Source organism: Desulforhopalus vacuolatus, assembly GCF_016918505.1.
In the GTDB taxonomy this organism is placed as follows: Bacteria; Desulfobacterota; Desulfobulbia; order Desulfobulbales; family Desulfocapsaceae; genus Desulforhopalus; species Desulforhopalus vacuolatus.
The window spans coordinates 98,728-123,986 of the sequence record NZ_JAFFPZ010000005.1 but is presented as its reverse complement, the minus strand read 5'-3'; the positions used below and the strand labels follow the sequence as shown (position 1 = coordinate 123,986).

The window sequence follows — 25,259 nt, the reverse complement described above, 5'->3', positions numbered from 1 at the left end:
GGTCGCTCCCCATGCGGGAGCGTGGATTGAAACAAGTGTGGTTCGCGGTGTCGGAATGCGAATCGCACTCGGTCGCTCCCCATGCGGGAGCGTGGATTGAAACAAGTTGGCTGTTTCCTTCACCGACAAGGAAAACGGGTCGCTCCCCATGCGGGAGCGTGGATTGAAACACGTCTTCCTCCTTCTGTTTTTTGTTGGTAATCTGGTCGCTCCCCATGCGGGAGCGTGGATTGAAACTCAACGATTACAGGCCCTTATAGACAGAAAAAACAGTCGCTCCCCATGCGGGAGCGTGGATTGAAACCCCGGTCTCCTCCCCGCAATCGACATAGCCCCCGAGTCGCTCCCCATGCGGGAGCGTGGATTGAAACACAACAGACGCCTCAAGCGCAGAAGAAACACGTGGTCGCTCCCCATGCGGGAGCGTGGATTGAAACACGTGCTCTGATTGAAGGCATGGCGCAGAGCTTGGTCGCTCCCCATGCGGGAGCGTGGATTGAAACACCATTCGTCGCCGTCCGCCTGCCCGCCTCTGGTCGCTCCCCATGCGGGAGCGTGGATTGAAACTCACGTGTATATGTCAACGAAACCAGCGTGACAGGTCGCTCCCCATGCGGGAGCGTGGATTGAAACAACGGTGAGAGTGAGGCTGAGGCGTAACCCGCCATGTCGCTCCCCATGCGGGAGCGTGGATTGAAACGATCAGGATATTAGTGGGTTGAATATTGTTAATGTCGTCGCTCCCCATGCGGGAGCGTGGATTGAAACCCCAGTCACAGCAATGGTCAGACTCGCCGACGAGGTCGCTCCCCATGCGGGAGCGTGGATTGAAACCGTGATCTTCAGCACTGATTGGCTCATGGCGGGGGTCGCTCCCCATGCGGGAGCGTGGATTGAAACACGCCTGAGTATGGTTGCGCTTTTTGCAGAATCACACATGTCGCTCCCCATGCGGGAGCGTGGATTGAAACACGCACCACTGACAGAGCCCTGCGTTGTCTTTGTCGTCGCTCCCCATGCGGGAGCGTGGATTGAAACCCACTGCGCTCTGACATCTTTTGAACCCTGCTGCGTCGCTCCCCATGCGGGAGCGTGGATTGAAACTCAGTGAAACCCGCAGCCTCCGGGCCACCAGCCGTCGCTCCCCATGCGGGAGCGTGGATTGAAACAAGCGCCTTGTCACCGGTGAAGCCCATAACCAAGAGGTCGCTCCCCATGCGGGAGCGTGGATTGAAACTCTTGATGGAGACTCTGAAGAGGTCGGGCCTTGGTCGCTCCCCATGCGGGAGCGTGGATTGAAACCTGCTGCGGAGTTGCGCATGACGGCGAGAAAAGCGTCGCTCCCCATGCGGGAGCGTGGATTGAAATGAATAAACAAACAATGTGTATCAGCACACACTGCCTCGGGCAAAAAAAATCTCTCCTCACGCGAAAGCGTGAAGAGAGACGTTTGTTGTAGAGACAGAACATCTCCTGTCTCTACAATCTCTAACCCAATTTTTTTACCAATTCGGATTACAGTGCTTTATCGATACTCTCGACAGATTTTTTTGCGTCTCCAAACAGCATCCACGCATTGTCTTTGAAAAAGAGAGGATTCTGCACACCGGCATAGCCGGTACGCATGGAGCGCTTGAAAATGATGACTTGCCTTGCCTTCCAGACCTCAAGAACAGGCATGCCGGCAATCGGGCTGTGCGGGTCTTCCAGGGCTGCAGGGTTGACGGTATCGTTTGCACCAATAACAAGGACAACATCGGTGTCGCCAAAATCGTCATTGATCTCGTCCATTTCCAGGACGATATCATACGGAACCTTTGCTTCAGCCAGAAGAACATTCATGTGGCCGGGAAGCCGCCCTGCCACAGGATGGATACCAAAGCGCACCTTCGTGCCGTTTTTCTTCAGTTTTCGGACAATTTCTGCAACCGTATATTGAGCCTGGGCGACAGCCATGCCGTATCCAGGGGTAATAATGACGGATTCTGCATCTTTCAACTTCTCAGCAACATCTTCTGCCGAGATTTCCTTATGCTCTCCCATATCACCAGCGTCTTCTGAGGCGCTGCTGCCGTCAGTACCAAAACCTCCTGCAATCACGCTGATGAACGAACGGTTCATCGCCTTGCACATAATATAGGAAAGGATAGCACCCGAGGAGCCGACCAGAGCACCTGTGATGATGAGCAGATCATTGTCGAGCATAAAGCCTGCCGCTGCTGCCGCCCAGCCAGAATAGGAGTTCAGCATTGAGATAACTACCGGCATGTCCGCGCCGCCAATGGAAGCAACAAGATGCCAGCCGCACAACAGGGCGATGATTGTCATGAGGAGAAGCGGCCAGAAGACACCACCCTGCTGGAGAAAAACCGCCAAAAGAACACTCGAGACAATAATGGCAAGGAGGTTGAGTTTGTTTTTATAGGGCAGTACCAGAGGTTTCGATGAAAACAACCCCTGCAGCTTTCCAAAAGCGACGATTGATCCGGTAAGAGTCACCGCACCAATAAAAGAGCCGATAAAAACTTCTACAAGATGAACGGTGACCATCCCCTGGGCCATCGCCGCTTTTTCAACAGGAGCAAGAGCCTGATAACCGAAATAACTGTTGAAACCGACCAGCACCGCTGACAGGCCGACAAAACTGTGCAGGAGCGCAATAAGCTGTGGCATCTGCGTAATTTCTACCTTCAGCGCTATAACGAGACCGATGACGGCACCGATTGCCATGGCGATAAGGATAAAGGAGAGACCGCCTTCATTGGGGCCGAAAATAGTCGCAATCAGCGCTATTGCCATACCGATAATACCGTAGATATTACCCCTTCTGGCTGTTTTCTGAGTAGACAGACCGGCCAATGCCATAATGAACAGCAGTCCGGCGATAATATAGATACCTGTAACAAATCCCTGTGACATTATTACTCCTCCAGCCTGAACATCTTCAGCATGCGATGCGTTACAAAAAAGCCACCGAAGATATTTATTGAGCTAATCAGAACAGCTATAAACGCAAGCGATCGTATAAGCAGACCTTGATGCCCGATCTGCAGCAACGCACCGACGATGATAATACCAGATATGGCATTGGTGACACTCATCAAGGGGGTATGCAATGCATGGGTGACATTCCAGATCACGTAATATCCAAGGACACAGGAGAGCGCAAATATAATGAAATGCCCTAAAAATTCAGTCGGCGCGAAGGCTCCAAGGCTGGCAATAGCGCATGCACCAATGGCAATAAACAACATTTGCAGCCACGGTTTTGAGGGCTTCTTCTTTTCTTCCTCCGGCTGCGCAATCGGTTTTGCCGGTGCCGGTTGTTTGGAACTGACCTGAACAGCTGGCGGTGGATAGGTTATTTCGCTCCCCTTTACCACCGTAACGCCACGAATTATGACATCATCGAAATCAACAGCGAGGGTGCCGTCTTTTTCTTTACAGAGCAATTTCAGCAGGTTGACAAGATTGGTACCAAACAACTGGCTGGCCTGCCCCGCCATCCGGGAAGGCAGATCCGTATAACCGATAATGGTAACACCACTTTTGACCACAACCTTGCCCGGCTCGGTCATGGTACAGTTCCCGCCATTTGGCGCTGCAAGGTCGACAATAACGCTGCCCGGCCGAAGCGATTCAACCATGTCGTCAAGAATCAGTTTGGGAGCAGGTCTGCCCGGAATAAGGGCCGTGGTGATAATGATATCCACTTCTCTGGCCTGTTCCCGGAAGAGTTCCATTTCCGCCGCAATATATTCTTTAGACATGACCCGGGCGTATCCATCACCAATCCCGGCCTCTTCCTCCATGGTGACTTCCAAAAATTCAGCCCCCATGGAATTGATCTGTTCCTTGACTTCAGGGCGGGTGTCAAATGCGCGCACTTGAGCACCAAGACTTCCGGCGGCACCAATTGCGGCAAGACCGGCCACCCCGGCACCAATAATCATGACCTTTGCCGGCGGCACCTTGCCTGCCGCTGTAATTTGACCTGCGAAAAAGCGGCCAAAGTGGTGCGCGGCCTCTATAACAGCGCGATAACCTGCGATATTGGCCATCGAACTGAGGACATCCATGGATTGCGACCGTGAGATGCGGGGAACCATATCCATGGCCATGGTGGTAATGCCCTTTGCAGCCAGGCGACTGAGCATTTCCTCATTTTGCGCCGGGCTTATCAGACTGATGAAGGTGGTCCCCTCCCTGAGAAGCTCTATTTCATCTTCCTGATCAGTTGTAATCGGGCCGTTGATTTTTAAAACAAGATCACTCTGCCATGCCACCTCTTTTTCAACGAGTTCTGCACCTGCTTCGAGATAGGCTTCATCGCTAAAATTTGCATTCAGGCCAGCGCCTTTTTCGACAGCTACGGTAAAACCCAGTTTCTTCAACTGGGCAACAGTCCGGGGAGTGGCGGCAATCCGTTTCTCTCCTGCAACCTGTTCTTTTGGTATTCCAATCTGCATATTTCCTCCGCGTATTCATTATCCTCGTAAAGTCTCTGGATCTGAGATATCCAGGGTGCGAGTGCAATCTTCTGCTATTGTAAAACATTTCGATGTAATCAACTACATTCCGTCAGATACCCTTATTACTGAAATTCAACTGCGCTTCTATTTTCTGGGATCGAATTGGAGAAAGCGGGAAGAATACATTGGTGCAAAAGAGGGTATTGACCTTTTACAGAAGCATCAAAACGAGCGTTGTAGAAACAAGGTACGCCTTGTCCCTACAACGCTCTCTCCCAGATGGGGCACACGGATTAAAACTCAGGTAGTTACCTCAAACTTGTACCCGACACCGTAGACAGATCGGATAAGTTCAATGCCGGGATCAACCGCAGCGATTTTCTTGCGCAGTTTTTTTACATGACTGTCGATGGTACGGTCGCAGACAATGCGCTGGTCCGTGTAGATATGTTCCATGAGCTGGTCGCGGGAGAAAATGCGGCCGGGGGAGTCAGCAAGGATCTTCAGAAGTTGAAATTCCACTGCTGTCAGCTCCAGAGGTTTGCCGCGCAAAATAACAAGATGCTTCTCTATCTCAAAGCGAACCATTCTGTTCTCTTCATCCTGCGGGCTGCTCTGCGCCCGCCGCAGCACAGCTTTTACCCGCGCCACAACCTCCCGTGGACTAAAGGGTTTGCAGATGTAGTCATCAGCACCATATTCCAGCCCGAGCAGTCGGTCTATTTCCTCCACCCGTGCTGTTACGATAATGATCGGTACACGTGAGAACTCTCGTATTTCCCGGCAGATACTGATACCGTCCTTACCAGGCAGCATCAAGTCAAGGAGAATCAGCGCGGGTCGGTTTTCTCTCACCCACGTCACAACTCCCGTCCCTTCACTGAGAATCTCACTCTCATATCCAGCCTGCGCCAGATAATCGCGGTGCAGCTCAGCGAGGCGCTCTTCATCTTCCACTATCAATATTATTTCAGACATTCTGTCACATCCTCCAGTTACTTTTATCGGTAGAGTTACATGCTCTGCCTCATGGTGCCGCGGCAGCCGGAGTCCCCTGCGGGAATCCTCAATTAATCGGCAGTTCAATCTTCATTTCCAGCCCGCCGAGAGGGGAATGACCAGCGGTGATGACCCCCTCGTGCGCCTTGACAATATTACGGCAGATACTCAACCCGAGGCCGCTGCCGTGGCGTCCCTCGAAGGTCATGCCTTTCTGAGTGCGGGAAGCATCCTCCCGAAAGAGACGCTCAAAGAGACGCGGCAGGTTCTCGTCCTTCACACCGGGGGCGGAATCCTGAAACAGGATCGTTATGAGTTCCTTTTCCAGATACCCCGATATTTTAAGATGACCGGGGCTCTGTGTATAGCGGCGGCTGTTTTCCAGCAGATTGGAAAAGAGCTGGTGTAGACGGCCGGGGTCGGCAAGCATCCTCGGTGATTTCCCGTTTACTTTTGGCAGGTTAAGCTCCAGTGTCAACCCCATGGACTCAAAACGGCCGATGAAACCCTCCACCACTTCAGTAAGGATACCAAAAGGATCGCATTCTGCCTTGCGATACGTCATTGCACCGAGATCCGACATCGATACTTCGTGCAGATCCCGGACGAGGCGCTCAATATGCATCACCTCGCCGTGAAGGATATCAAGTGCCCTGGCGTCGCACAGATGGATACCGTCCTGGATACTTTCAATCTCTGCACAAAGTACGGCAAGCGGAGTACGCAGTTCATGAGAAATGTCGGCCACCCACTGCTGGCGATCCTCTTCATTCCGTTCCAGGGTGGCGGCAAGGGCGTTGAAATCAAGAGAGAGCTGCCCCAGTTCATCACAATTTTTCACCGAAATGCGGGTGGTAAATTTGCCATTCATCAGGCAGCGCGTGGCGTCAGCCAGTTCACGAATCGGCCGCACAATATACCCGGTCAGCGGCAGGGCAACGAGAACGGCAAAAACAAAGCCAATAAGGGCAATAACCCCAAAAATAATTTCCTGATGTTGAAAAAAGATAATATCCCGCGACAGAGAAATCTGCGGAATGGGCAGCATGGCAAGATAGCCGACGGGCTTTCCGTCGACCAGCACCGGCTGCATCTCAGAATATTTGGTCCAGATCTTCGTGGGGGGGGGAGGAGGCCGGAGATGTTTCCGTCCCTTCCCCATAGCAGAATCCGGGGGTAGAGGTACGGGAAATTCATCCTCTCCGCGCAGCACCTGCAAGTGCAGGCGTTTGGCGACATCGGGCCCGGCTCCCCCTACCAGCCACTTGTGATTGGAATCAAAGAGCATAACCCGCGGCCAGACACTGCGCGGCTCGAAGAACACAGGAACGCTCTGGATGCAGAAGTCATCACTGAGTTTTTTTTTGTCTGGCATGACAAATTTTTCTTTGTCATGCCGATCAAAAGGGAAAACACTGTTGGTAACGTAGCTGTTGAGAGAGAACCAGAGGGCAAGATTATTTCTAATGAAATTCCAGTTTCCCTGCTTCTCATAAAGCTGGCTGATCTCCTGCGAGAGGCGCGAGAGCTGTCTCCCTTCCAGCCGCTCAATATGTTTATGAAAATTACGGTCGAAACTCCAGTGCAACATAAAGACAAAACCGATAAAGAGCACGGCATTGCCGACCAATAGAATAAAAAAAATTTTATGCCGAATTTTCAAGTTCATATTTTTAACTCCGCTAAAAGTAAGAATACATTTTAGCAAAAAAAAAGAAACTAATTACGAATTTTTCGAGGAATTCTCGTGTTATACCAATCCGATTAAGTTGTGACCTCACTAAATGCCATTTTCACTTTCTATTGGCGAATTCAAAGGCAGGGGGATGGGAGACAGGAGACGGGAGACAGGGAAAAGCAAAAGACGGAACAGCGAAAAACTTTTTGCCAAAGGAAAGCTCTAATCATGCGAATAAAGGCAAAAAACTTTAAGAAGTTACGCTTTTATAAAAAATGCCCTTTTTCGCATCATTAGACCATTTCTATTAAGTTATGCTTTTTTTTTACATCCTGTTTATCCATTCGTAATCACAAAAAAAGATGTCCACGCAGTCGCGTTCTCTGGTCAATACAAAATGTAAAAGGTATAAGATACACTTGTGAAAGACGGCACAGCGAAAAGATTTTTTGCCAAAGGAATACTCCAAGTATATGAAAAAGGGCTTTTTTCCTGTCTCCCTTCTCCCTTCTCCTGTCTCCCTTTTCCTTTCTCCTTGAAAATGAAATGCTCTTAGAGCCAGCGTACCACCGGTGCCTGCCGTTCCGGCAGCCTTCTATAAATCATTTTAGGATAGCCAAGTCCCAGCGCGGCCCGGGGCAGCATCCCCTCGGGAAGCCCAAGGAACTCCTGTAAGGGGGCATAGTTCTGCGCGGCAGTCATGAAATAGCCAAGCCAGAAAGAGCCAATACCGAGGGTGGCAGCGGCGAGCTCCATCGAGGTAACGGCGATAACACAATCCTCACAGGGTTTAAGAGCATCGGATCCGGCACAGGCCATCGCCAGCAGCGGAGCCTCCCGCAGAATAATGTCCTCACCCGCGTCCCATGCCTCCGTCACCATCGCCTGCGCCTCTCCAAATCCACGCAGCCACTCCACCGTCAACTCGGCAAGACGATGAATCTTCGCCGCATCATCCACCAGCAGCCACTCCACCGGCATCTTATTTTTCGCCGTCGGGGCCCGTTTTACCATCTCCAGCAGCTCCGCTGCCTTCTCCCGGTCAATAGCCTTACTGTGGAAGACCCGTACCGAACGACGGTTATCGAGCAGCGCTTTCATCATCTGCGGCTCAACCACCGGATAGCGGACAGCCGCCTCAAGAGTCGAGGGATCGACCCCGTCAAGGGTCACTGCCGCCGAGGGACAAACCGCCACGCAGTGTCCACAGCGCATGCAATACTGCTCCCGCTCCGCATCAAGATATGGCACGCCATTCTTCCCCTCCACAAGGCAGTTGAAGGGGCACTCAATCACACAGAGCTGATCTCTACGACATTTGAACGAATCAATTTCTATTAACATTTTTGTCTCCTTGAAAATTTTACTGAGGGGAACCTTGAATATTCCCTTTCTCCCGTCTCCTTTCTCCCGTCTCCCTTTTCCCGTTCCCCTGTCTTTGAATCCGCCAATACAAAATGTAAATGGTATCAGTTCAGCTTCTTTCCCATTCGGCGCAGCGCGTCTATGGAAAAAAACACCAGCGCCACCCAGATGAAAAGGAAGGTAATTCCCCGGGTCGGGGAGAAGGATTCATTATAACAGAAAATGGCCAGCAGGAAAGCAGTGCTCGGCGCAATATATTGAAGGAAGCCAACAGCTGAGAGTGGCAGACGGTTGGCCGAGGCGGTAAAACAGAGCAGCGGCACGGTGGTGACAACGCCGCCCGCCATCAGCAGCAGATTGAGTGAAAGCGGATTGTTCACCAGAGACGAAGTGGGGGTATCGGCAAAAAACAACAGGGCCAGGGCGGCGGGCAACAGCAGACCGGTTTCCACCAGCAGGCCGATTATCGAATTCACAGCCACCTTCTTGCGCAGCATCCCATAGAGAGCAAAGGTTACCGCAAGCACAAGGGCGATCAACGGCAGGGTGCCAATCTGGATAAGCTGCAGCAGCACGCCAGCTGCGGCAAGGCCCATGGCGGTCCACTGCAGTCCGGTAAGGCGTTCACTGAAGAAGATCATGCCAAACAGTACGGTGATCAACGGATTGATATAGTAGCCAAGCGAGGTATCGAGGATATGTCCATTATTCACCGCCCAGATAAAGGTGAGCCAGCTCACGGCGATGATGACTGAGGTGGCAAACAACGTCAACACGGTGTGCCAGTTGGCAATCGTCCGGCGCACACGTCCCCATCCGCCTTGAAAAGAAACAATCAGCGCCAGCAGCACAAAAGACCATATCACCCGGTGAGCAAGAATCTCCAGCGGTGGAACCGTATCCACAGACTTGAAATAGATGGGAAAAAAGCCCCAAATAAGGAAAGCGCCGAGGCCGAGCAGCCAGCCAGAAACGGAACTGCCGGGAGCAGCTGCGGGAACACCTGCAGGAGGTGTGGAAGTGGTGGTCATATTTTCTCCAGAAATTGAGATGAGGCCACTATATAATCTGCTCCGGGAAAAAAATCATCGAATTGACATACAGTACACTGCGAGGGTAAAAAAAGGCTGTTGGTTCCACCCGGCAGTAGTGATATTGTACGAACAACAACTACCTGAAATTCTACGATTCAACTTTAAAGGAGCCCCGATGAACCCTGATACATTTTCCACCCTGCTGCAAGACCCAATGCTTTCACATCTCCTCATCTTCCTCGTTCTCGGGGCTTTTGCGGGAGTCCTCGCCGGTTTGCTCGGCATCGGAGGGGGACTGGTAATCGTGCCAATTCTTGCTTTTGCCCTGCCGCCCATGGGCATCCCGCAGGATATCCTGATGAACCTCGCGCTCGGCACCTCCCTCGCCAGTATCATCTTCACCTCAATCTCCAGCATGACGGCCCACAATAAACGAGGGGCGGTACGCTGGGACATCTTCAAAAGCATCTCTCCGGGCATCATCCTCGGCACCTTCATTGGTGCCCTCACCACGTCGTGGATACCCACCTGGATTCTCAAGGTGATCTTTGTAATCTTCCTCTACTATGCCGCTTCCAACATGATCTTCGGCCGTAAACCAACCGGTTCGCGGGACGTTCCCGGCACCGCAGGAATAGTCGGAGCTGGTGGAGTGATTGGTTTTCTCTCCTCGCTGGTAGGAATCGGCGGCGGGACTCTCTGCGTACCTTTTTTCCTGCTGTGCAATCTGGAGATTCACACCGCCATCGGCACGGCAGCCTCCATTGGCCTGCCCATTGCCCTCGCCGGAACTTTCGGAAACGTCATTGGCGGCTGGGGCAACCCGAGCCTGCCGCCCTGGAGCTTCGGCTTTGTCTACCTGCCCGCGCTTGCCGGTATTGTCTGCGCCAGCATGTTTACTGCCCCGCTCGGCGCGAAACTCGCCCACAAGATGCCGGTGGGCAGGCTGAAAAAGGCCTTCGCCGTGCTGCTGCTGGTCGTTGCCACCCGCATGCTCTATTCAGTGCTTCTTTATTTCCCGGTAACGCATAACTTTCTCACCACTGTTTTTCACTGATTAAGGAACTCCATGAAACCTGTTAAACAAGTCGCCGCCATCCACGACCTCTCCGGCTATGGCCGCTCGTCGCTTACAGTGGTTATTCCAATACTTTCCACCATGGGGTGCAACGTCTGCCCGCTGCCCACGGCGGTGCTCTCTTCCAACTCCTGCTTCCCCGGCTTTCATTTCGTCGACTTGACGGACGACATGGTGAAAATCATCGACCACTGGAAGTGTCTCAAGTGTGATTTCGACGCCATCTACAGCGGTTTTCTCGGCTCGTCACGGCAGATCGACATCGTTGCCGATTTTATTGACAGTTTTCATCGTCCTGAACAACTCGTCGTCATTGACCCCGTGCTTGGCGACTCCGGAAAACTCTACAAAACCTTTGATGAAACGATGGTGGTCAAGATGCGCGAGCTGATCCACCACGCAGGTCTCATTACTCCCAATCTCACCGAAGCGGCCCTGCTGCTTGACAGGCCCTGCAAAGAGGAAATTGAGCTGTCTGAGGCAAAAGAGTGGATCACAACCCTTGCTGAACGCGGGCCAAAGACAGTGATCATTACCAGCGTGAAACTGAAAGATGAGCAGGGCCAGACGTCGGTAATCGCCTGGAACAGCGTCGGCAAAAGGATGTGGAAGGTAAGCTGCGAATATCTCCCCGCCGAATATCCCGGTACCGGAGACACCTTCGCCAGCATTGTTACCGGCGCGCTGCTGCAGGGAGACAGCCTGCCCATCGCCCTCAACCGTGCGGTGCAGTTTATCAGCCTCGGGGTGCGCGCCACCTTCGGCTATGACTACGATGCGCGCCAGGGCATCATCCTTGAGCGTATCCTCCCTGCCCTGCACGCCCCGGCGCAGATCAGCAGCTATGAAATTCTCTGATTTCCACGGCGGAACACTTCCGCAACTCATCGCCAGCGACCTCGACGGTACTCTCCTGCCAAGAGGTGGAACCTTTTTCCCCCAGGACATTGAGACTCTGCACCGCCTCGGGGAAAAAGGTGTGGTGCGGGCGATTGTCACCGGCCGCAACCTTCACTTTGCGTGCGAGGCAATCCCCCCGGACTTTCCCATTGACTACCTTGTCTTCTCCTCCGGCGCAGGGATTGTCCGCTGGCCGGAGTGTGCAATGATCTTTACTGACAGCCTCGCCCCACAGCAGACGGAGAAGATTGTTCACACCCTGCATCAGGAACGGCTCAACTTCATGATTCACCGCACCATTCCGGGAGAACATCGCTTCTATTTTGAACAAAATTGCCAGGACTGCGGCGATTTCACCCATCGCCTGCACGCCCACCGCAATTGGGGAACCCCCCTTGAAGAGGCGGACCTGCAAAACCTTCCCGCCAGCCAGGCACTCGCCTTTATTGGGGTGGATGAGAGTCGATTTCTGAAGATCAAACGGGTGCTGCCGGAGGTAAAGGTCATCCGGACTTCCTCACCCTTTGGCACGGATGAGATCTGGACTGAGATTTTTCCTCTGCACATCTCAAAGGGGGCGGCAGTCCACTGGCTCTGCAGAGAACTACACCTTGATATGCGCCACACCATGGGTATTGGTAACGACTATAACGATATTGATCTGCTTGACGCGACCGCGCAGAGCTTCATAGTGAACAGCGCGCCGCTGGAACTGCAGCAGCGTTATATGGTCACGCCGGAAAAGGCGGGAATGAGCTGGGCAGTGAAAAAAAGCGTGGAGCTTTAGTTAAGGGAGGGCAACTTCTCAAAAAGTGGTGGACAACAAAAAACATTTAAGAACAAAGATTTTCTTGGAATTTAAACGGGAAGGACGGAAAAAAAGGAGACAGGAGAAGGGAGAAGGGAGACAGGAAAAAGCAAAAGGCGGAAAGACAAAGACCGGGCAGCCAGCGAAACACACGAAATATACGAAAGCTTCTCTATATAAAAAGCCTTTTTTCGAATGTTTAGAGTATTTTTGCCGTTGGCAAAAAACTTTGAGAAAAAGATTTTTAAAAATTAAACAGGGAATTGCTGTTGTTATATCTTTACTCTGCGTGTCCTTCGTGTCCTTCTCGGTGAAATTCTTTGTTTTTTTCACATTTTTAGAGTATTCCTTTGACAAAAAATTATTTTCACTGTTTCGTTTTTCACCAGAACACCTTAAAACAATTTCATCCTGCAACGGATGTCATTGAGGTTTGTTGCCCTGCTTTCTCCCTTTTTATCTTTGTCTTTTTTCATCATTTTGCAAGTATACGATATTCAAATTTATCAGATTGAGGTTTTAATCAATGACAGATAAATCAAGATATGTGAATCCGTCTGGAAGCTCTGTAGAATCAGAAGATAGAAATAAAATTGAGGCTGCCACCAATTTTATTTTTTCTAAAAATACAACTGGAATAATTTTTGGGATTTTATTATTCTTTTTTTTATATGTAGTTAGTAGATATAATTACTTGTTATTCCACACCTTAGCAGAGTTATTTTCAATCGCTGTCGCATGGAGTCTTTTTATCGTTGTCTGGAACTCACGGCATTTGTCAAACAACAGGGCTTTTGTTTTTATCGGGATTGCATATTTATTTATTGGTTCGATTGATTTGGTCCATACTCTTTCTTACAGGGGTATGGGGGTGATAGCACAAGAATGGGGATCTAACACTGCAACCCAATTGTGGATCGCAGCTCGTTTTATGGAAAGTATCTCCTTCGTTATTTTCCCTATTATATTTTTTAAGAAAATACGCTATTCCATCGTATGGTCGGCTTATTTCGTAATAACCGCATTAATCTTTATAACCATATTCTATTGGAAAATTTTCCCTGATTGCTATATTGAAGGGGTTGGACTGACCATTTTCAAAAAATCCAGTGAATATATTATATGCTTAATTTTATTCATTGCGTGGGCTTTACTCTCTCAAAGAAAAAGCAATGTAGATCGAGTCGTTTACCGTCTGCTGGTTTTTTCCATTGTTCTAACTATCTTTCAAGAGTTTGTATTCACTTTTTATATCAGCGTTTATGGTATCTCCAATTTTATTGGACACTATATTAAGATTCTCTCGTTTCTTCTCATATATATCGCCCTGGTCAGAACCAGCCTTAAGAAACCATACGAAACATTATTCAGAGAACTCAATACATCGGAGGTGAAATTCAAGGCGCTTTTCGAGGGAATGATCAGCGGAATAGCTTTACATGAGATTATTTGCGATAAAGAAGGGAATCCAATTGACTATCGATTTTTGGACATCAATTCGGCCTTTGAAAAAATGACTGGACTACATAAAAAAGATTTAATTGGGAAAACCGTGTTACAGGTGTTACCGAAAACCGAACCTTACTGGATTGAAACCTATGGCCGCGTAGCATTAACAGGAAATTCTGTCCAATTTGAAGACTACTCTATACAATTTAAAAAACATTTTGAAGTAAGTGCCTATAGCCTGAAATTTGGACAATTTGTTGTTGTGTTTAATGATATCACGGACCAGAAAAATTCCGAAGTGGAAAAAGATAAACTCATTGACGAAAAAGATAAACTCATTGGTGAATTGAAAAAATCTATGAATGAAATAAAAACGTTACGGGGTATTCTTCCTATTTGCTCACATTGTAAAAAAATCCGTGATGACAAGGGCTCCTGGAAACAAATAGAAGAATATATTCGAGATCACTCAGAAGCAGAATTCAGCCACGGCATTTGCCAGGAATGTGCAAAGAAATATTATCCGGAGATGGATCTTTATGCCGATAAAAAAACTTAACAAGAATTCTGCTCTCCCGATTGAATAATTTCTCTTTTTATGGTATGTTTTTTCCTTTAGTACATTGAAAAATCGCGCTTTTGGCAGGCGACACAAGCTGAATCGTAAAGTAGTCTCCGGGAGTATGGAAGATTTTGAGAGTGAATATGCCGAACTACAGGCAGATCCGTTTTAAATTGCCAGCTCTGAAAGAAACCGGAAACGAAAAACGTTTTATGGGGTCCTTGAATAATCTTGTATTTCGTTCATATTCGAGGCACAGAAAGAAATTTACCGGAGCTATATGTTTGATATTGCGAGGATAAATTTTTGACTGTAACGAAGAAGATGGGCGAAAGACTGATTATTCAAGGTTCCCTTATGTAGAACTGGGGTTTGATCTGGACCACAAGGGTTCAGACTGCACTGCTTTTTGTGGTGTAATACAAGTTCGCCGATTTTCAGCGTGCGAAGTATAAACACTCTAACTCTATCCACGAGTTGGAATGTTTCCCTTCCCTTCTCTCTTTTCCAAATCTACCCCCCAACATAGAGGTGCTCAATGATTGAGCTTGTTGATCTCGTAAAGTCTTACGACGGCGTGACCAATGTCGTCGATGGTCTGAATTTAACCATCAACAGCGGAGAACTTGTAGTGCTGATCGGCAGCAGCGGCAGCGGCAAAAGCACAATTCTGCGCATGATTAACCGCCTTAATTCCATTACCGGCGGCGATATTCTCATCGACGGTGAAAGTATCCAGAAAAAAAACCCCATAGAACTGCGCCGGGGAATCGGCTACGTCATCCAGAAGGTGGGGCTGATGCCGCACATGACGGTCGGAGAGAATATTGAGATGGTTCCCAAACTGCTCGGCTGGGACAAGAAAACCCGCAGAAAACAGGCAATGGCGATGCTCGCCCGGGTCGATCTTCCGGCAAAAGAGTATTACCCGCGCTACCCTGGTGAGTTAAGCGGCGGGCAGCAGCAGCGGATAGGGGTTGCCCGGGCGCTGGCGGTAAACCCCGAGGTCATCCTCATGGACGAACCCTTCAGTGCGCTCGACCCCATTACGAGAGAGCAGCTGCAGCAGGAAATTCTTGCCCTGCAGGATGAACTGCATAAAACCATCGTTTTCGTCACCCATGATATGGATGAAGCACTAAAGATCGCCGACCGCATCGCCCTGCTGAAAGACGGAGAGATTGTCCAGTACAGCACACCCGAAGAGCTGTTGCGCAACCCCGTCAACGAATATGTGCGGGAGTTTGTCGGCAACGACCGCCTCTGGCAGACGCCGGAATTCCTCTATGCCCGGGATATCATGCGCACCAATGTGACCCGTATCAGCATGAAGCGGACTGCCGCCCAGGCCATTGAAATGATGAAAGACAAAGATACCTATGTCGGCTACGTGATTGATACGGAATCCAGACCGGCTAAACGCTTCCGCGGGGAGGTGTCGATGCAGCAGCTGAAAAACGCCAGGGGCAGAAAGATGGCAGAGATAATGAACCCCGATGCGGTGTTTGTCTATGACCATACAAATATGGCAGAGGTCCTCAGCCTCATGCAGGAGCAGAACTACAAGCGGGTTCCGGTGCTCAATCGAGATCACTGTGTGGTTGGCTATATCAACCGCAGTGCTCTGCTCAATATCATCACCGATGTCATGCCGTCGGCAGGAAGCGATGATCCGGTCGAGCTGACTGCCGAAACAATCACGGAGGCCGCATAATGAATTTTTTTGAATATATCATCATGCAAAAAGCGGAGATTTTCACGCTGACTCTGCAGCATCTGGAAATAACCGGGATGTCCGTCCTCATGGCGGTTGCCATCGGCGTTCCGGTGGGCATCATGATCACCCGCTTCAAGAAAGCAGCGGGAATCGTACTTGGCATCGCCAACGTCTTCCAGACTCTACCGTCCCTCGCGCTCTTTGGCCTGATCATTCCCATTATGGGTATCGGCTATACACCTTCAGTGTTTGTCCTTTTCCTCTACGCCCTGCTCCCCATCATAAAAAACACCTATCTCGGTATTGACAGTGTTGACCCGGCGATAATTGACGCCGGCAAAGGGATGGGAATGACGGATGGACAGATCCTCGGCACGATTGAGATTCCCCTCTCCCTGCCGGTAATCATGGGCGGCGTGCGTATATCCACGGTCATCAACATTGGTACGGCCACTATCGCAGCTCTTATCGGTGCCGGTGGCCTCGGAGATCTCATCTTCAAGGGGATCTCCATGAACAACACCAACATGATTCTTGCCGGTGCCATCCCAACAGCCCTGCTTGCCATCGGCGCAGATTATCTGCTTGGCTGGATGGAACGAAGACTCACGCCGACCGGCGTCTCTGCTCCTTAATGCAGTTTCATTTTTTACATAAGAGATTTTACCATGAACAAGAAATTTTCGGTGATTCTTACCGCAACCGTCCTTCTTGGACTCTTCCTCGGGGGCTGTTCCAGTGATAAACAGAAGCCCATCAAGATCGGCCACAAAAATTATACCGAACCCAGAGTTCTCGGACAAATTTATTCGGTATTGCTGGAAAGCAATACAAAATACAAAACCACTGTCACCGAGTTTGGCGGCTCACAGCTCGTTTTTGCCGCATTGAAGAATGGAAATATAGATCTCTACCCGGATTACACTGGTACACTCTATGCCACCGTTCTGAAACAAGAAGGAGAGAAGGATCCGGAGAAGGTCTTTAAGATGGTGAAAGATTTTATGGAAGGTCCGGACTATAACTTTATCATTGGTAAACCCCTCGGCTTTAACAATACCTTTACTCTCTCACTGCCGCAGGATATTGCAAAAAAATATAATCTGGAAAAGATCTCCGATCTCGTCACCGCCGGCCCTCAACTCCGTATGGGCGGAACGATGGAATTTCTTTCCCGTGCCGATGGATTGCCGGGCGTGAAGAAGCTTTACGGCTTTACGTTCAAAGAAGAAAAAGGGATGGATCCGGGAATACGCTATACTGCCATAGAAAACGGTAATATTGATATCTCTGACTCTTACAGCACGGACGGGAAACTCAAAGAGTTTAATATGAAGACTCTGGAAGACGACAAGCACTTTTTCCCACCTTACTATTGCCTTACCATTTACAACGGTGCTTTTCAGAAGAATTTTCCAGGAGCCATGGAAGAAGTAGAAAAACTTGCCGGACAGATCAATGAAGAAGATATGCAGGAAATGAATTTTCAGATCGACAGCGAGGGAATACCGGAGAAAAAGGTCGCTGAAGATTTTCTGCGGAAGAAGGGCTTGATCAAGTAAAAGAAGCAGAATGATTTTACCCCTGTCAGGCCACATCAGATCCGTGTCATGATTTCAAATCAACAGATTGACCATCAGCCCGATCGGAAACATCTCAAGAACTTCAGCTGCCATCAGTGAAGGTTATCTGTCTGGCCGGGTAGAACGGAGGATTACGCCAGCCGGTGTGTATCCGTAACAAAACACAGCCTTTTACACAGGAGATTCACTATGAACAAGAAACTTTCAGTTATTCTTGCCGCCACCGTCCTTCTCGGACTCTTCCTCGGAGGCTGCTCCGGCGACAAGCAGGATCTCATTAAAATCGGACATAAAAACTATACCGAATCCAGACTTTTCGGCCAGCTCTACTCTGTACTGCTGGAAACCAATACGAAGTACAAAACCACCGTCACGGAGTTTGGTGGCTCACAGCTCGTTCTCGCTGCATTGAAAAGTGGAGATATAGATCTCTACCCGGATTACACTGGCACACTCTATGCCACCGTTCTGAAAAAAGAAGGGGAAAAGGACCCGGAGAAGGTCTTTAAGATGGTGAAGGACTTTATGGAAGGTCCAGACTATAACTTTATCATTGGTAAACCCTTCGGCTATAACAACACCTATACCCTCTCACTGCCCCAGGATATTGCAAAAAAATATAATCTGGAAAAGATCTCTGATCTGGTCACCGCCGGTCCTGAACTCCGTATGGGTGGAACAATGGAATTTCTTGCCCGTGCCGATGGATTGCCGGGCGTGAAAGAGCTTTACGGCTTTACGTTCAAAGAAGAAAAAGGGATGGATCCGGGAATACGCTATACTGCCATAGAAAACGGTAATATTGATGTTACCGACGCCTTCAGCACGGACGGGAAACTCAAAGAGTTTAATATGAAGACTCTGGAAGACGACAAGAACTTTTTCCCGCCTTACTATTGCCTTACCGTGTACAACGGTTCCTTTCAGAAGAAATTCCCAGGGGCCATGGAAGCAGTGGAAAAACTTGCCGGACAGATTAGTGAAGACGATATGCAGGAGATGAACTTTCAGGTCGACAGCAAGGGCATCCCTGAGAGAAAGGTTGCTGAAGACTTTCTCCGCAAGAAGGGTTTGATTAAATAAGCAGGAAGGAACAAAAGAAACAGAGAAGGGACCCAGAAAAGTAAAGCCCGACGGAGACGAGTTGTCCGCCGGGCTTTTTTGCGTCTGGAGCTGTCGAGAGAGGGGATGAATTTCACCCCTGCACTTTTTGCATTTTGCGCCAGTGTTGATGCAAAAACAGGGAAAGGAGCAGCACCGTGCCCCCTGCCCCGAGTCGCACCAGATCCGCGTCACGGTTCCAGATCATCAGATTGACGACCAGCCCGGCCGGAATCAGCACGTTGTTCATAATCGCCAGCACACCGGAATCCACCATTGTCGCGCCTTTGTTCCACAAAAAATAGCCAAGCCCGGAAGCGACCACGCCGAGATAGATCAAAATTCCCCACTGTAAACCAGTCGTCGGCAGTTTTTCAGAATTCCCCCACAGGATGAAGGCTGCCACCGCCACCACCGTTGCACCGAGATAGAACCAGCCAAAAATCCCCGCCTGTCCGATCGCACCCTCTTTGAGCTGTTCCCGCTCTATCAGTGCCTTGTATCCCACCTGACCAAGGGCGAAGCTGAAATTAGCCCCCTGCACTACAAGAAAACCGAGCAAGACATCGTCCCCCACCTGATGATAGCGGATGATGACCGCGCCGAGCACCGCGAGTGCTGCCGTAAACAGGTAGCGGGCGGAGAAACGATGATGAAGTACATCAAAGATGAGAGTAACATAAACCGGTGTTAACACAGTGAAGAGCAATACCTCCGGCACCGTAAGCAGGAGAAAACTCTTGTAGTAAAAGACATACATGATACCGAGCTGCACTGCTCCAAGAGCCATTAAACGCAGTGCCAGCCCGACACGCACCTTCCGCAGCAGCGGAAGGAAAAGTAGCGCTGCCAGCACAATGCGCACCAGCACTGCGAAATAGGAATCCACCTGACCTGCAAGATAGACGCCGATGAGACTGAAAGAGAAGGCCCAGATAAGAGTGGTGATAATGAGATAGTTCATGGATACCCCTGATTAGAAGAAAACAAAGTAATTGCTCAAAAATTTATGGAAAAAGATGAAGACAAAAAGGGAGACAGGAGACAGGAAAAAGCAGGGTAACATAACCTGGTGACGGCCATGTGGAGGAAACTGTTTCAAGGTTTTCTTGTAAAAGACGGAACAGCGAAAAGACTTTTTTGCCAAAGGAAGGCTCTAAACATCCGAAAAAGGGCTTTTTATATAAATTTTTCATGTGCTTCGTTGTCTTTCCGCTTTTCGCCTTTTGCTTTTTCCTGTCTCCCTTCTCCCTTCTCCTGTCTCCCTTTTTTATTCGCTCCGCTCTCAATCTCATCCGCACTCTTCGCCAGCTTCTCGGCCTCCTTCTGCCGATCGGTAACCCGGTAGAGGGTGGCAAGGTTGCGCAATACGACAGCCACACCTCGATCCGAGTCACCAAAAGCCTTTTTGCGAATAATCAGTGCCCGTTTAAAAAAAATCTCTGCCTGCTGTACATGACCCTGTCGGCCATAAATTGAAGCAAGGCTGTTGAGAAGGGAACCAACGGCGGGAGATTCCGCGCCAGGATTTTTTGTGTATATTTTCAGGGCGTGAAGAAAAAGCGGTTCCGCCTTTTTATCCTTCCCTTCCCCCACGTAAAAAAGAGCGAGGTTGTTAAGACTGTCGGCAAGAGCAGGATCATCGTCAGAGCGGTTTGCCTGTTCAATTTTCAACGCTCGTTCAAAGAGCTTTTCCGCCTTCCCCATATCCCCCTGATGCAAACGCAGCACGGCGAGGTCTGTCAGTGAACTGCCAACGGCAGGAGCAGACCTGCCGAGTTTCTTTTCCCGGATCTCCAGTCCCCGTGTGAACAACGGTTCAGCCTCTTCATAGCGGCCAAGCTGAAGATAGAGTCGGCCGAGAGTATGCAGCGCGGCCGCGTTCTCCTCAAGCTTCGGGTCAACCTCTGCCTCCGCCGCTTTCAGCGCCTTGTCCTTCTTTTTCTTTTCTGCCCCGTCCACCTTCTGTGAAATGTCATCAGCTGGTGGCCGCGACACGATCAATTGCTCCTCACTGCTCAGCTCCTGCCAGTCCTTCTCTGCTGCGACGAGAGAGACGACAAAGAGAAAGGTGAAAAAAAACACTATAGTGCCTGCACCATATTTCATAATCGGCAAACCTTTAAGCAAAAAGCGGATAAGCTGATGGAGCTGAGAGTTGTTCTTCTCCAAGAGAACGCGAAGTATAATCAGTTCACTGTGGATTATCCCGAAATTTCCACCCTTCCCAGTGCAACCTGGCCCCATCAAATTTATCGTGCCCCCGCACCTCGGCGACGGCATACCCCATGGGAATCACATTGAGCGGGACGATGCCCTCCGGCAGGCCAAGAATCTGCCGTACACTCGCCATACGGTCTTCGAAGGGAAAAGCAGCCGTCCATACAGCCCCCAGTCCCATTGAGGCAACGGCAATCAACAGATTTTCACTGGCTGCCGAACAATCCTGGATCCAAAGCTCACGCTCAACCCCCTCTCCGGTGCGCTCCATATTACCGCAGATGACAAAGGCGGCGGCAGCACCGGCTGTCATTTTGGCATGGGGCAGTGCCGCGCCAAGCTTCTTCAGCAGAGCCTGCCCGGTGACAATGATGATTTCCCACGGCTGCCGATTAACAGCAGTCGGCGCAGCCATGGCCGCCCTTGCGAGAGTGGTAAGCTGCTGTTTACTGAGAGGGGTGTCGGTAAATTTTCGTACGCTCTTACGGTTAAGGATGATATCAATCGTCTCGTTCATACACGTCTCCTTTTCTCCATTTACCGGGCGTCTGCGCCCATTGCTCTGCGTCCTCTGAAACTCCTCAAATCTGTCCACCACATCTCTGCCATCCCCCCTGCCCGCGATGAAAAGCTGTCGGGTGCAGGAGCAAGGTCATGACTCACCAGAAGAGAGATAATGGTACCTTGAAGAACCATTCTTTTGCACATCTTCTTCGCTGCAGTCAAAAAATTATCTTCGGACAAAGCGAAGAACGAGACCCTTATGGTATCATGCCCGTCTCCGACGAAGCAGCATATTGAAAATCCGCCGGAAATATGGCAAAGAAGCACTGCAGAGAAAACAGGCCCTCATTATTACAGGAGCACCATCATGCAACAGCTCAGTGAAAAAGAAAAAAACCGACAGATCAGCCGCGAGGCGATAACCTCCGTTCTGCTCTATTTCGCTTTTTTCCTCTGGTGGTATTTCACCGGCTATGGCATCGCCGAAAGTGGCACCCCGGAGACCTATACCTATATCTTTGGCCTGCCAATGTGGTTTTTTCTCAGCTGTATCGTTGGTTATGTCCTCTTCTGTGTGGCCAGTATTTTTGTCGTGCGGCTGGTCTTCAAGAATTTTGATCTCGGCAGCGAGGTGGAAGAATGACCTCCTACCAGAGTATCCTCATCAGCGTGGTGATCACCTACCTCTGTCTCAACCTCTTCATCGGCCTGTTGATCAGCCGCCGTCAGTCACACGGCGCAACGAGCAGAGGCTTTGTCAACGATTACTACATCGGCGGCCGCTCCATGGGCGGGCTGGTCCTCGCGATGACACTCATCGCCACCTTCACCAGTGCATCGAGCTTTATTGGCGGCCCGGGAATCGCAGCAGCAAAAGGCCTGGCGTGGGTCTATCTGGCGATGATCCAGGTACCCACCGCTTTTATCATCCTCGCTATCCTCGGCAAGAAATTTGCCCTCATCTCCCGCAAAACCGGCGCGGTCACAGTGACCGATTTCCTCCGCGCCCGCTATCGCTCGAAAGCAGTGGTGCTCATCTCTTCGCTCTGTCTCGTGCTCTTCTTTCTCGCTCAGATGATGTCTCAGTTCATCGGCGGCGCGGTACTCTTTCAGACCATCACCGGACTGGATTATGTTTACGGTCTGCTGCTCTTCGGCGTGGTGGTCATCCTCTACACCTCCATCGGCGGCTTCAAGGCTGTGGTCACCACGGATACCATACAGGGACTGGTGATGGTGCTTGGTTCAATCATCCTGCTGGCGACCATTGTTTATCAGGCGGGCGGTTTTGAGTCGCTGACCACACGGCTGCACGTGGTGACACCCAACTATGCCGACATTACCGCCGGTGGCACTATCAGCAAGAGCTGGCTTATGTCCTTCTGGGTCCTGGTAGGAGTCGGTGTACTCGGCCTGCCGCAGACCGCAGTGCGCGGCATGGGCTTCACCGACACAAAGGCACTGCATGCAGCGATCATCTACGGCACCATCGTCATCGGCTTTCTCATGCTGGTGATGCACATCTCCGGTGTCTTCGCCCCGGCTGTCATTGATATGGAGACACTGAAGTCCACGGACTATCTCATCCCGACCATCGTTACCCGGTATATGAATCCGGTGGTGGCGGGGCTCTTCATCGCCGCACCCCTCGCAGCGGTGATGTCCACCGTCTCCTCCCTGCTGATCCTCGCCTCGGCAGCGATCATCAAGGATCTCTATCTTAATTATCTCGTCAGTGAAGAGAAGCGGCATGAAAAAAAGTTTACCCAAAAACTGCCCGCCGTCTCCCGGCTGACCACCGCTTTTCTCGGTATCCTCGTCATCCTTTTCGCTATTACCCCGCCGGATCTCATCGTCTGGATCAACCTCTTCGCCATGGGCGGTCTGGAGTGCGCCTTCTTCGCACCGATCATCTTCGGACTGTACTGGCGGCGGGCCAACGCCACCGGTGCCATCCTTTCCATCATCGGCGGCATCGGCAGCTATCTTACCATTCAGTACAGCAGCTGGACGCTGTCTGGCACCCATACGATTGTACCGTCGATGATAATCGCAGTGGTCAGCTTTGTGGTGGGAAGCTGGCTCAGCAAACCTCCAGAAAAAGAGGTGGAGGAGTTGTTCTTCGGGGAGTAAGAATTATGGGCAAACATCCCTGTCTCCCAATGTGGCGTGTATGTTTCGCGGGTTATCGGTGTTCCTTCGGTTACAGTTGCACCGTTATTGTTACGTTTACCGGTACCGTGTAGACAAGGCATGCCTTGTCTCTACAACACCATTGCTGGAATCACTGTTGTACCGATTTTTCACCAATGATGATGTAATGCCACTGTTATCACTATTGCGATCAATTTTACATCCTGTTTATCCATTCGTGATCACCCAACAAAATATCCACGCAGCCGCATTCTTTGGTCAATACAAAATGTGATTGGTATTAAACAAAATCTTTGTCCTTAAATCTTTTTCGCCTTTATTCGTTGGCAAAAAAAATCTTTTGTTGTCCCGTCTTTTACTTTTCTTCGCGTTCCTTTGCGTTCTTCGCGGTAAAAAATTGTCTTACCGCTTTTGCTTTTCCCTTTCTTCTGCCTTCCGTAGCTTTTGAGAAATTACCATTATTTCATATAATTTGCACAAATACGATCCAGCGCTTCAACAGTCAGATCGATATCCTCAGGCGTGGTAAAGATACCGGGGCTGAAGCGTAGCGCCCCCCGTCCCGCCGTACCAATGGATTCGTGAACCAGCGGAGCGCAATGCAGACCAACACGGACGGCGATCTCAAAATCTCCATCAAGAATAGCCCCGACATCGTCCGGATCGGCACCCTTCACGTTGACTGTCTCCACCGCGAGATGCGGCCGCGTGCGACGGTCAGCAGCCCCGTACATCTCCAGTCCCTTGATACTCGCGAGGCCATCATGCAGGCGGTGCATCAACGCGTCTTCCTCTCCGCGAATTTTTTCCAGCCCTTTTTCCTGCAGATACGCCAGCGCACAGGAGAGACCAAGAATTCCCATATAATTCTGCGTACCAGCCTCAAGGCAGTGGGGAAAATCCTCCGGCTGGCGGAGACTTTCCGACGCCGTGCCAGTTCCCCCAAAGCGGGTTGGACGAATTCCACAGGAGGGGTTGAGCACGAGGCACCCTGTTCCCGTTGGACCATAGATCGACTTGTGACCGGGAAAGGCGATGGCGCTCGCCCGCATTGCCTCCATGGAGACAGGGATTCTGCCTGCGGACTGGGAGGCGTCAACGAGATATTCAAGAGCGAATTCCTCGCAGATGCTGCCAATCTCCTCCACCGGCTGAATCGTCCCCAGCACATTCGAGGCGTGGGTAATCTCCACCATTTTTGTCTCGGGACGGATGGCCTCACGAACAGCCTGAGGATCCACATAACCATCGCCGTCAAAGGGAATTATTGTTGTTGAAATTATTCCCTCCTCCTGCAGATGAAACAAGGGTCGCAGAACGGAATTGTGCTCCAGCCGGGTGGTAATGACATGATCTCCCGGAGAGAGCATGCCCATAATGGCCATGTTGAGGGCATCGGTGGCGTTCGCCGTAAAGATGACCCGCTTGGGATCTGGAGCATGAAAGAAGGCGACAAGGTCTTCTCTTGTCCTTGTAATGCTGGCCTCCGCCTCAAGGGCAGCGTCGTAGCTCCCTCGGCCAGGAGAGACTCCCGTTTCAGCATAGAGAGCAATCATGGTATCAAGAACAGTTTTTGGCTTTGGCCAGGTGGTGGCGGCATTATCGAGATATATCATGGGAAACTCCTGAAATGAG

21 protein-coding genes and 1 CRISPR repeat array (1 of these 22 running past the window's edge) are annotated in these 25,259 nt (G+C 50.4%); of the genes, 11 read left to right on the top strand and 10 right to left on the bottom strand.

All coding sequences use genetic code 11. The features are described from left to right. A CRISPR array of direct repeats spans window positions 1–1,368; the repeat unit is 32 nt; unit sequence GTCGCTCCCCATGCGGGAGCGTGGATTGAAAC (it extends 1,739 nt beyond the left edge of the window). Window positions 1,369–1,515: 147 nt separating this feature from the next. The 6 genes from pntB to rarD all read right to left on the bottom strand — a co-directional run bounded on the left by pntB (window position 1,516) and on the right by rarD (window position 9,545). Further along, complete coding sequence (gene pntB, locus JWG39_RS05060; RefSeq protein ID WP_205218291.1) at window positions 1,516–2,919, bottom strand: Re/Si-specific NAD(P)(+) transhydrogenase subunit beta; 1,404 nt, start codon at window positions 2,917–2,919, stop codon at window positions 1,516–1,518. Window positions 2,920–2,921: 2 nt separating this feature from the next. Continuing rightward, the gene (locus JWG39_RS05055) at window positions 2,922–4,469 is read right to left on the bottom strand and encodes a Re/Si-specific NAD(P)(+) transhydrogenase subunit alpha (protein ID WP_205218290.1); all 1,548 of its coding nucleotides are present in this window, start codon (window positions 4,467–4,469) and stop codon (window positions 2,922–2,924) included. A 303-nt stretch (window positions 4,470–4,772) separates the two neighbouring features. Then, complete coding sequence (locus JWG39_RS05050) at window positions 4,773–5,450, bottom strand: response regulator (protein ID WP_205218289.1); 678 nt, start codon at window positions 5,448–5,450, stop codon at window positions 4,773–4,775. Window positions 5,451–5,538: 88 nt separating this feature from the next. Then, window positions 5,539–7,140: an ATP-binding protein gene (locus tag JWG39_RS05045; RefSeq protein ID WP_205218288.1), complete on the bottom strand. Its 1,602-nt coding sequence runs from the start codon at window positions 7,138–7,140 to the stop codon at window positions 5,539–5,541. A 561-nt stretch (window positions 7,141–7,701) separates the two neighbouring features. Beyond that, window positions 7,702–8,493 carry a nitroreductase family protein gene (locus JWG39_RS05040; RefSeq protein WP_205218287.1) on the bottom strand — a complete coding sequence of 264 codons (792 nt, stop codon included), beginning with the start codon at window positions 8,491–8,493 and terminating at the stop codon, window positions 7,702–7,704. 125 nt (window positions 8,494–8,618) lie between these two features. Further along, window positions 8,619–9,545 (bottom strand): EamA family transporter RarD, encoded by a 927-nt coding sequence (gene rarD / locus JWG39_RS05035; protein WP_205218286.1) that lies wholly within the window; start codon window positions 9,543–9,545, stop codon window positions 8,619–8,621. A gap of 217 nt (window positions 9,546–9,762) precedes the next feature. Between rarD and JWG39_RS05030 the strand changes: the two genes are divergently transcribed. The 8 genes from JWG39_RS05030 (at window position 9,763) to JWG39_RS04995 (ending at window position 18,728) form a co-directional block, all read left to right on the top strand. Then, window positions 9,763–10,605 carry a sulfite exporter TauE/SafE family protein gene (locus tag JWG39_RS05030; RefSeq protein ID WP_205218355.1) on the top strand — a complete coding sequence of 281 codons (843 nt, stop codon included), beginning with the start codon at window positions 9,763–9,765 and terminating at the stop codon, window positions 10,603–10,605. Window positions 10,606–10,617: 12 nt separating this feature from the next. After that, complete coding sequence (locus JWG39_RS05025) at window positions 10,618–11,484, top strand: pyridoxamine kinase (RefSeq protein ID WP_205218285.1); 867 nt, start codon at window positions 10,618–10,620, stop codon at window positions 11,482–11,484. Continuing rightward, the gene (locus JWG39_RS05020; protein WP_205218284.1) at window positions 11,471–12,313 is read left to right on the top strand and encodes an HAD family hydrolase; all 843 of its coding nucleotides are present in this window, start codon (window positions 11,471–11,473) and stop codon (window positions 12,311–12,313) included. The genes JWG39_RS05025 and JWG39_RS05020 overlap by 14 nt, the downstream gene beginning before the upstream one ends. Before the next feature lie 547 nt (window positions 12,314–12,860). Then, entirely contained in the window at window positions 12,861–14,342 is a 1,482-nt protein-coding gene (locus tag JWG39_RS05015; protein WP_205218283.1) for an MASE3 domain-containing protein, read from the top strand. A 541-nt stretch (window positions 14,343–14,883) separates the two neighbouring features. Beyond that, window positions 14,884–16,059, top strand: coding sequence for a betaine/proline/choline family ABC transporter ATP-binding protein (locus JWG39_RS05010; RefSeq protein WP_205218282.1), 1,176 nt, complete (start codon window positions 14,884–14,886; stop codon window positions 16,057–16,059). Then, a complete protein-coding gene (locus JWG39_RS05005; protein ID WP_205218281.1) occupies window positions 16,059–16,697 on the top strand; it encodes an ABC transporter permease in 639 nt (212 codons plus the stop codon). The genes JWG39_RS05010 and JWG39_RS05005 overlap by 1 nt, the downstream gene beginning before the upstream one ends. A gap of 33 nt (window positions 16,698–16,730) precedes the next feature. Beyond that, the gene (locus JWG39_RS05000) at window positions 16,731–17,624 is read left to right on the top strand and encodes an ABC transporter substrate-binding protein (protein WP_205218280.1); all 894 of its coding nucleotides are present in this window, start codon (window positions 16,731–16,733) and stop codon (window positions 17,622–17,624) included. A gap of 210 nt (window positions 17,625–17,834) precedes the next feature. Further along, entirely contained in the window at window positions 17,835–18,728 is an 894-nt protein-coding gene (locus JWG39_RS04995; protein ID WP_205218279.1) for a glycine betaine ABC transporter substrate-binding protein, read from the top strand. 112 nt (window positions 18,729–18,840) lie between these two features. On the opposite strand, the gene JWG39_RS04990 is transcribed toward JWG39_RS04995, so the two are convergent. The 3 genes from JWG39_RS04990 to JWG39_RS04980 all read right to left on the bottom strand — a co-directional run bounded on the left by JWG39_RS04990 (window position 18,841) and on the right by JWG39_RS04980 (window position 21,483). Continuing rightward, complete coding sequence (locus tag JWG39_RS04990; protein WP_205218278.1) at window positions 18,841–19,710, bottom strand: carboxylate/amino acid/amine transporter; 870 nt, start codon at window positions 19,708–19,710, stop codon at window positions 18,841–18,843. Window positions 19,711–19,925: 215 nt separating this feature from the next. Continuing rightward, window positions 19,926–20,855, bottom strand: a complete 930-nt coding sequence (locus tag JWG39_RS04985; RefSeq protein ID WP_205218277.1) for a tetratricopeptide repeat protein — start codon at window positions 20,853–20,855, stop codon at window positions 19,926–19,928. A gap of 85 nt (window positions 20,856–20,940) precedes the next feature. Further along, window positions 20,941–21,483 (bottom strand): nitroreductase family protein, encoded by a 543-nt coding sequence (locus tag JWG39_RS04980; RefSeq protein ID WP_205218276.1) that lies wholly within the window; start codon window positions 21,481–21,483, stop codon window positions 20,941–20,943. A gap of 137 nt (window positions 21,484–21,620) precedes the next feature. Here JWG39_RS04980 and JWG39_RS04975 point away from each other — a divergent pair, with 137 nt between their 5' ends. From JWG39_RS04975 to panF, 3 genes are all read left to right on the top strand, one after another. Then, a complete protein-coding gene (locus JWG39_RS04975) occupies window positions 21,621–21,767 on the top strand; it encodes a hypothetical protein (protein ID WP_205218275.1) in 147 nt (48 codons plus the stop codon). Window positions 21,768–21,837: 70 nt separating this feature from the next. Then, window positions 21,838–22,113, top strand: coding sequence for a YhdT family protein (locus tag JWG39_RS04970; RefSeq protein WP_205218274.1), 276 nt, complete (start codon window positions 21,838–21,840; stop codon window positions 22,111–22,113). Further along, window positions 22,110–23,603, top strand: a complete 1,494-nt coding sequence (gene panF, locus JWG39_RS04965) for a sodium/pantothenate symporter (RefSeq protein ID WP_205218273.1) — start codon at window positions 22,110–22,112, stop codon at window positions 23,601–23,603. The genes JWG39_RS04970 and panF overlap by 4 nt, the downstream gene beginning before the upstream one ends. A 479-nt stretch (window positions 23,604–24,082) precedes the next feature. Here the strand turns inward: panF and JWG39_RS04960 are convergent, their stop codons facing one another. After that, complete coding sequence (locus JWG39_RS04960) at window positions 24,083–25,240, bottom strand: aminotransferase class V-fold PLP-dependent enzyme (RefSeq protein ID WP_205218272.1); 1,158 nt, start codon at window positions 25,238–25,240, stop codon at window positions 24,083–24,085. Window positions 25,241–25,259 lie beyond the last annotated feature (19 nt).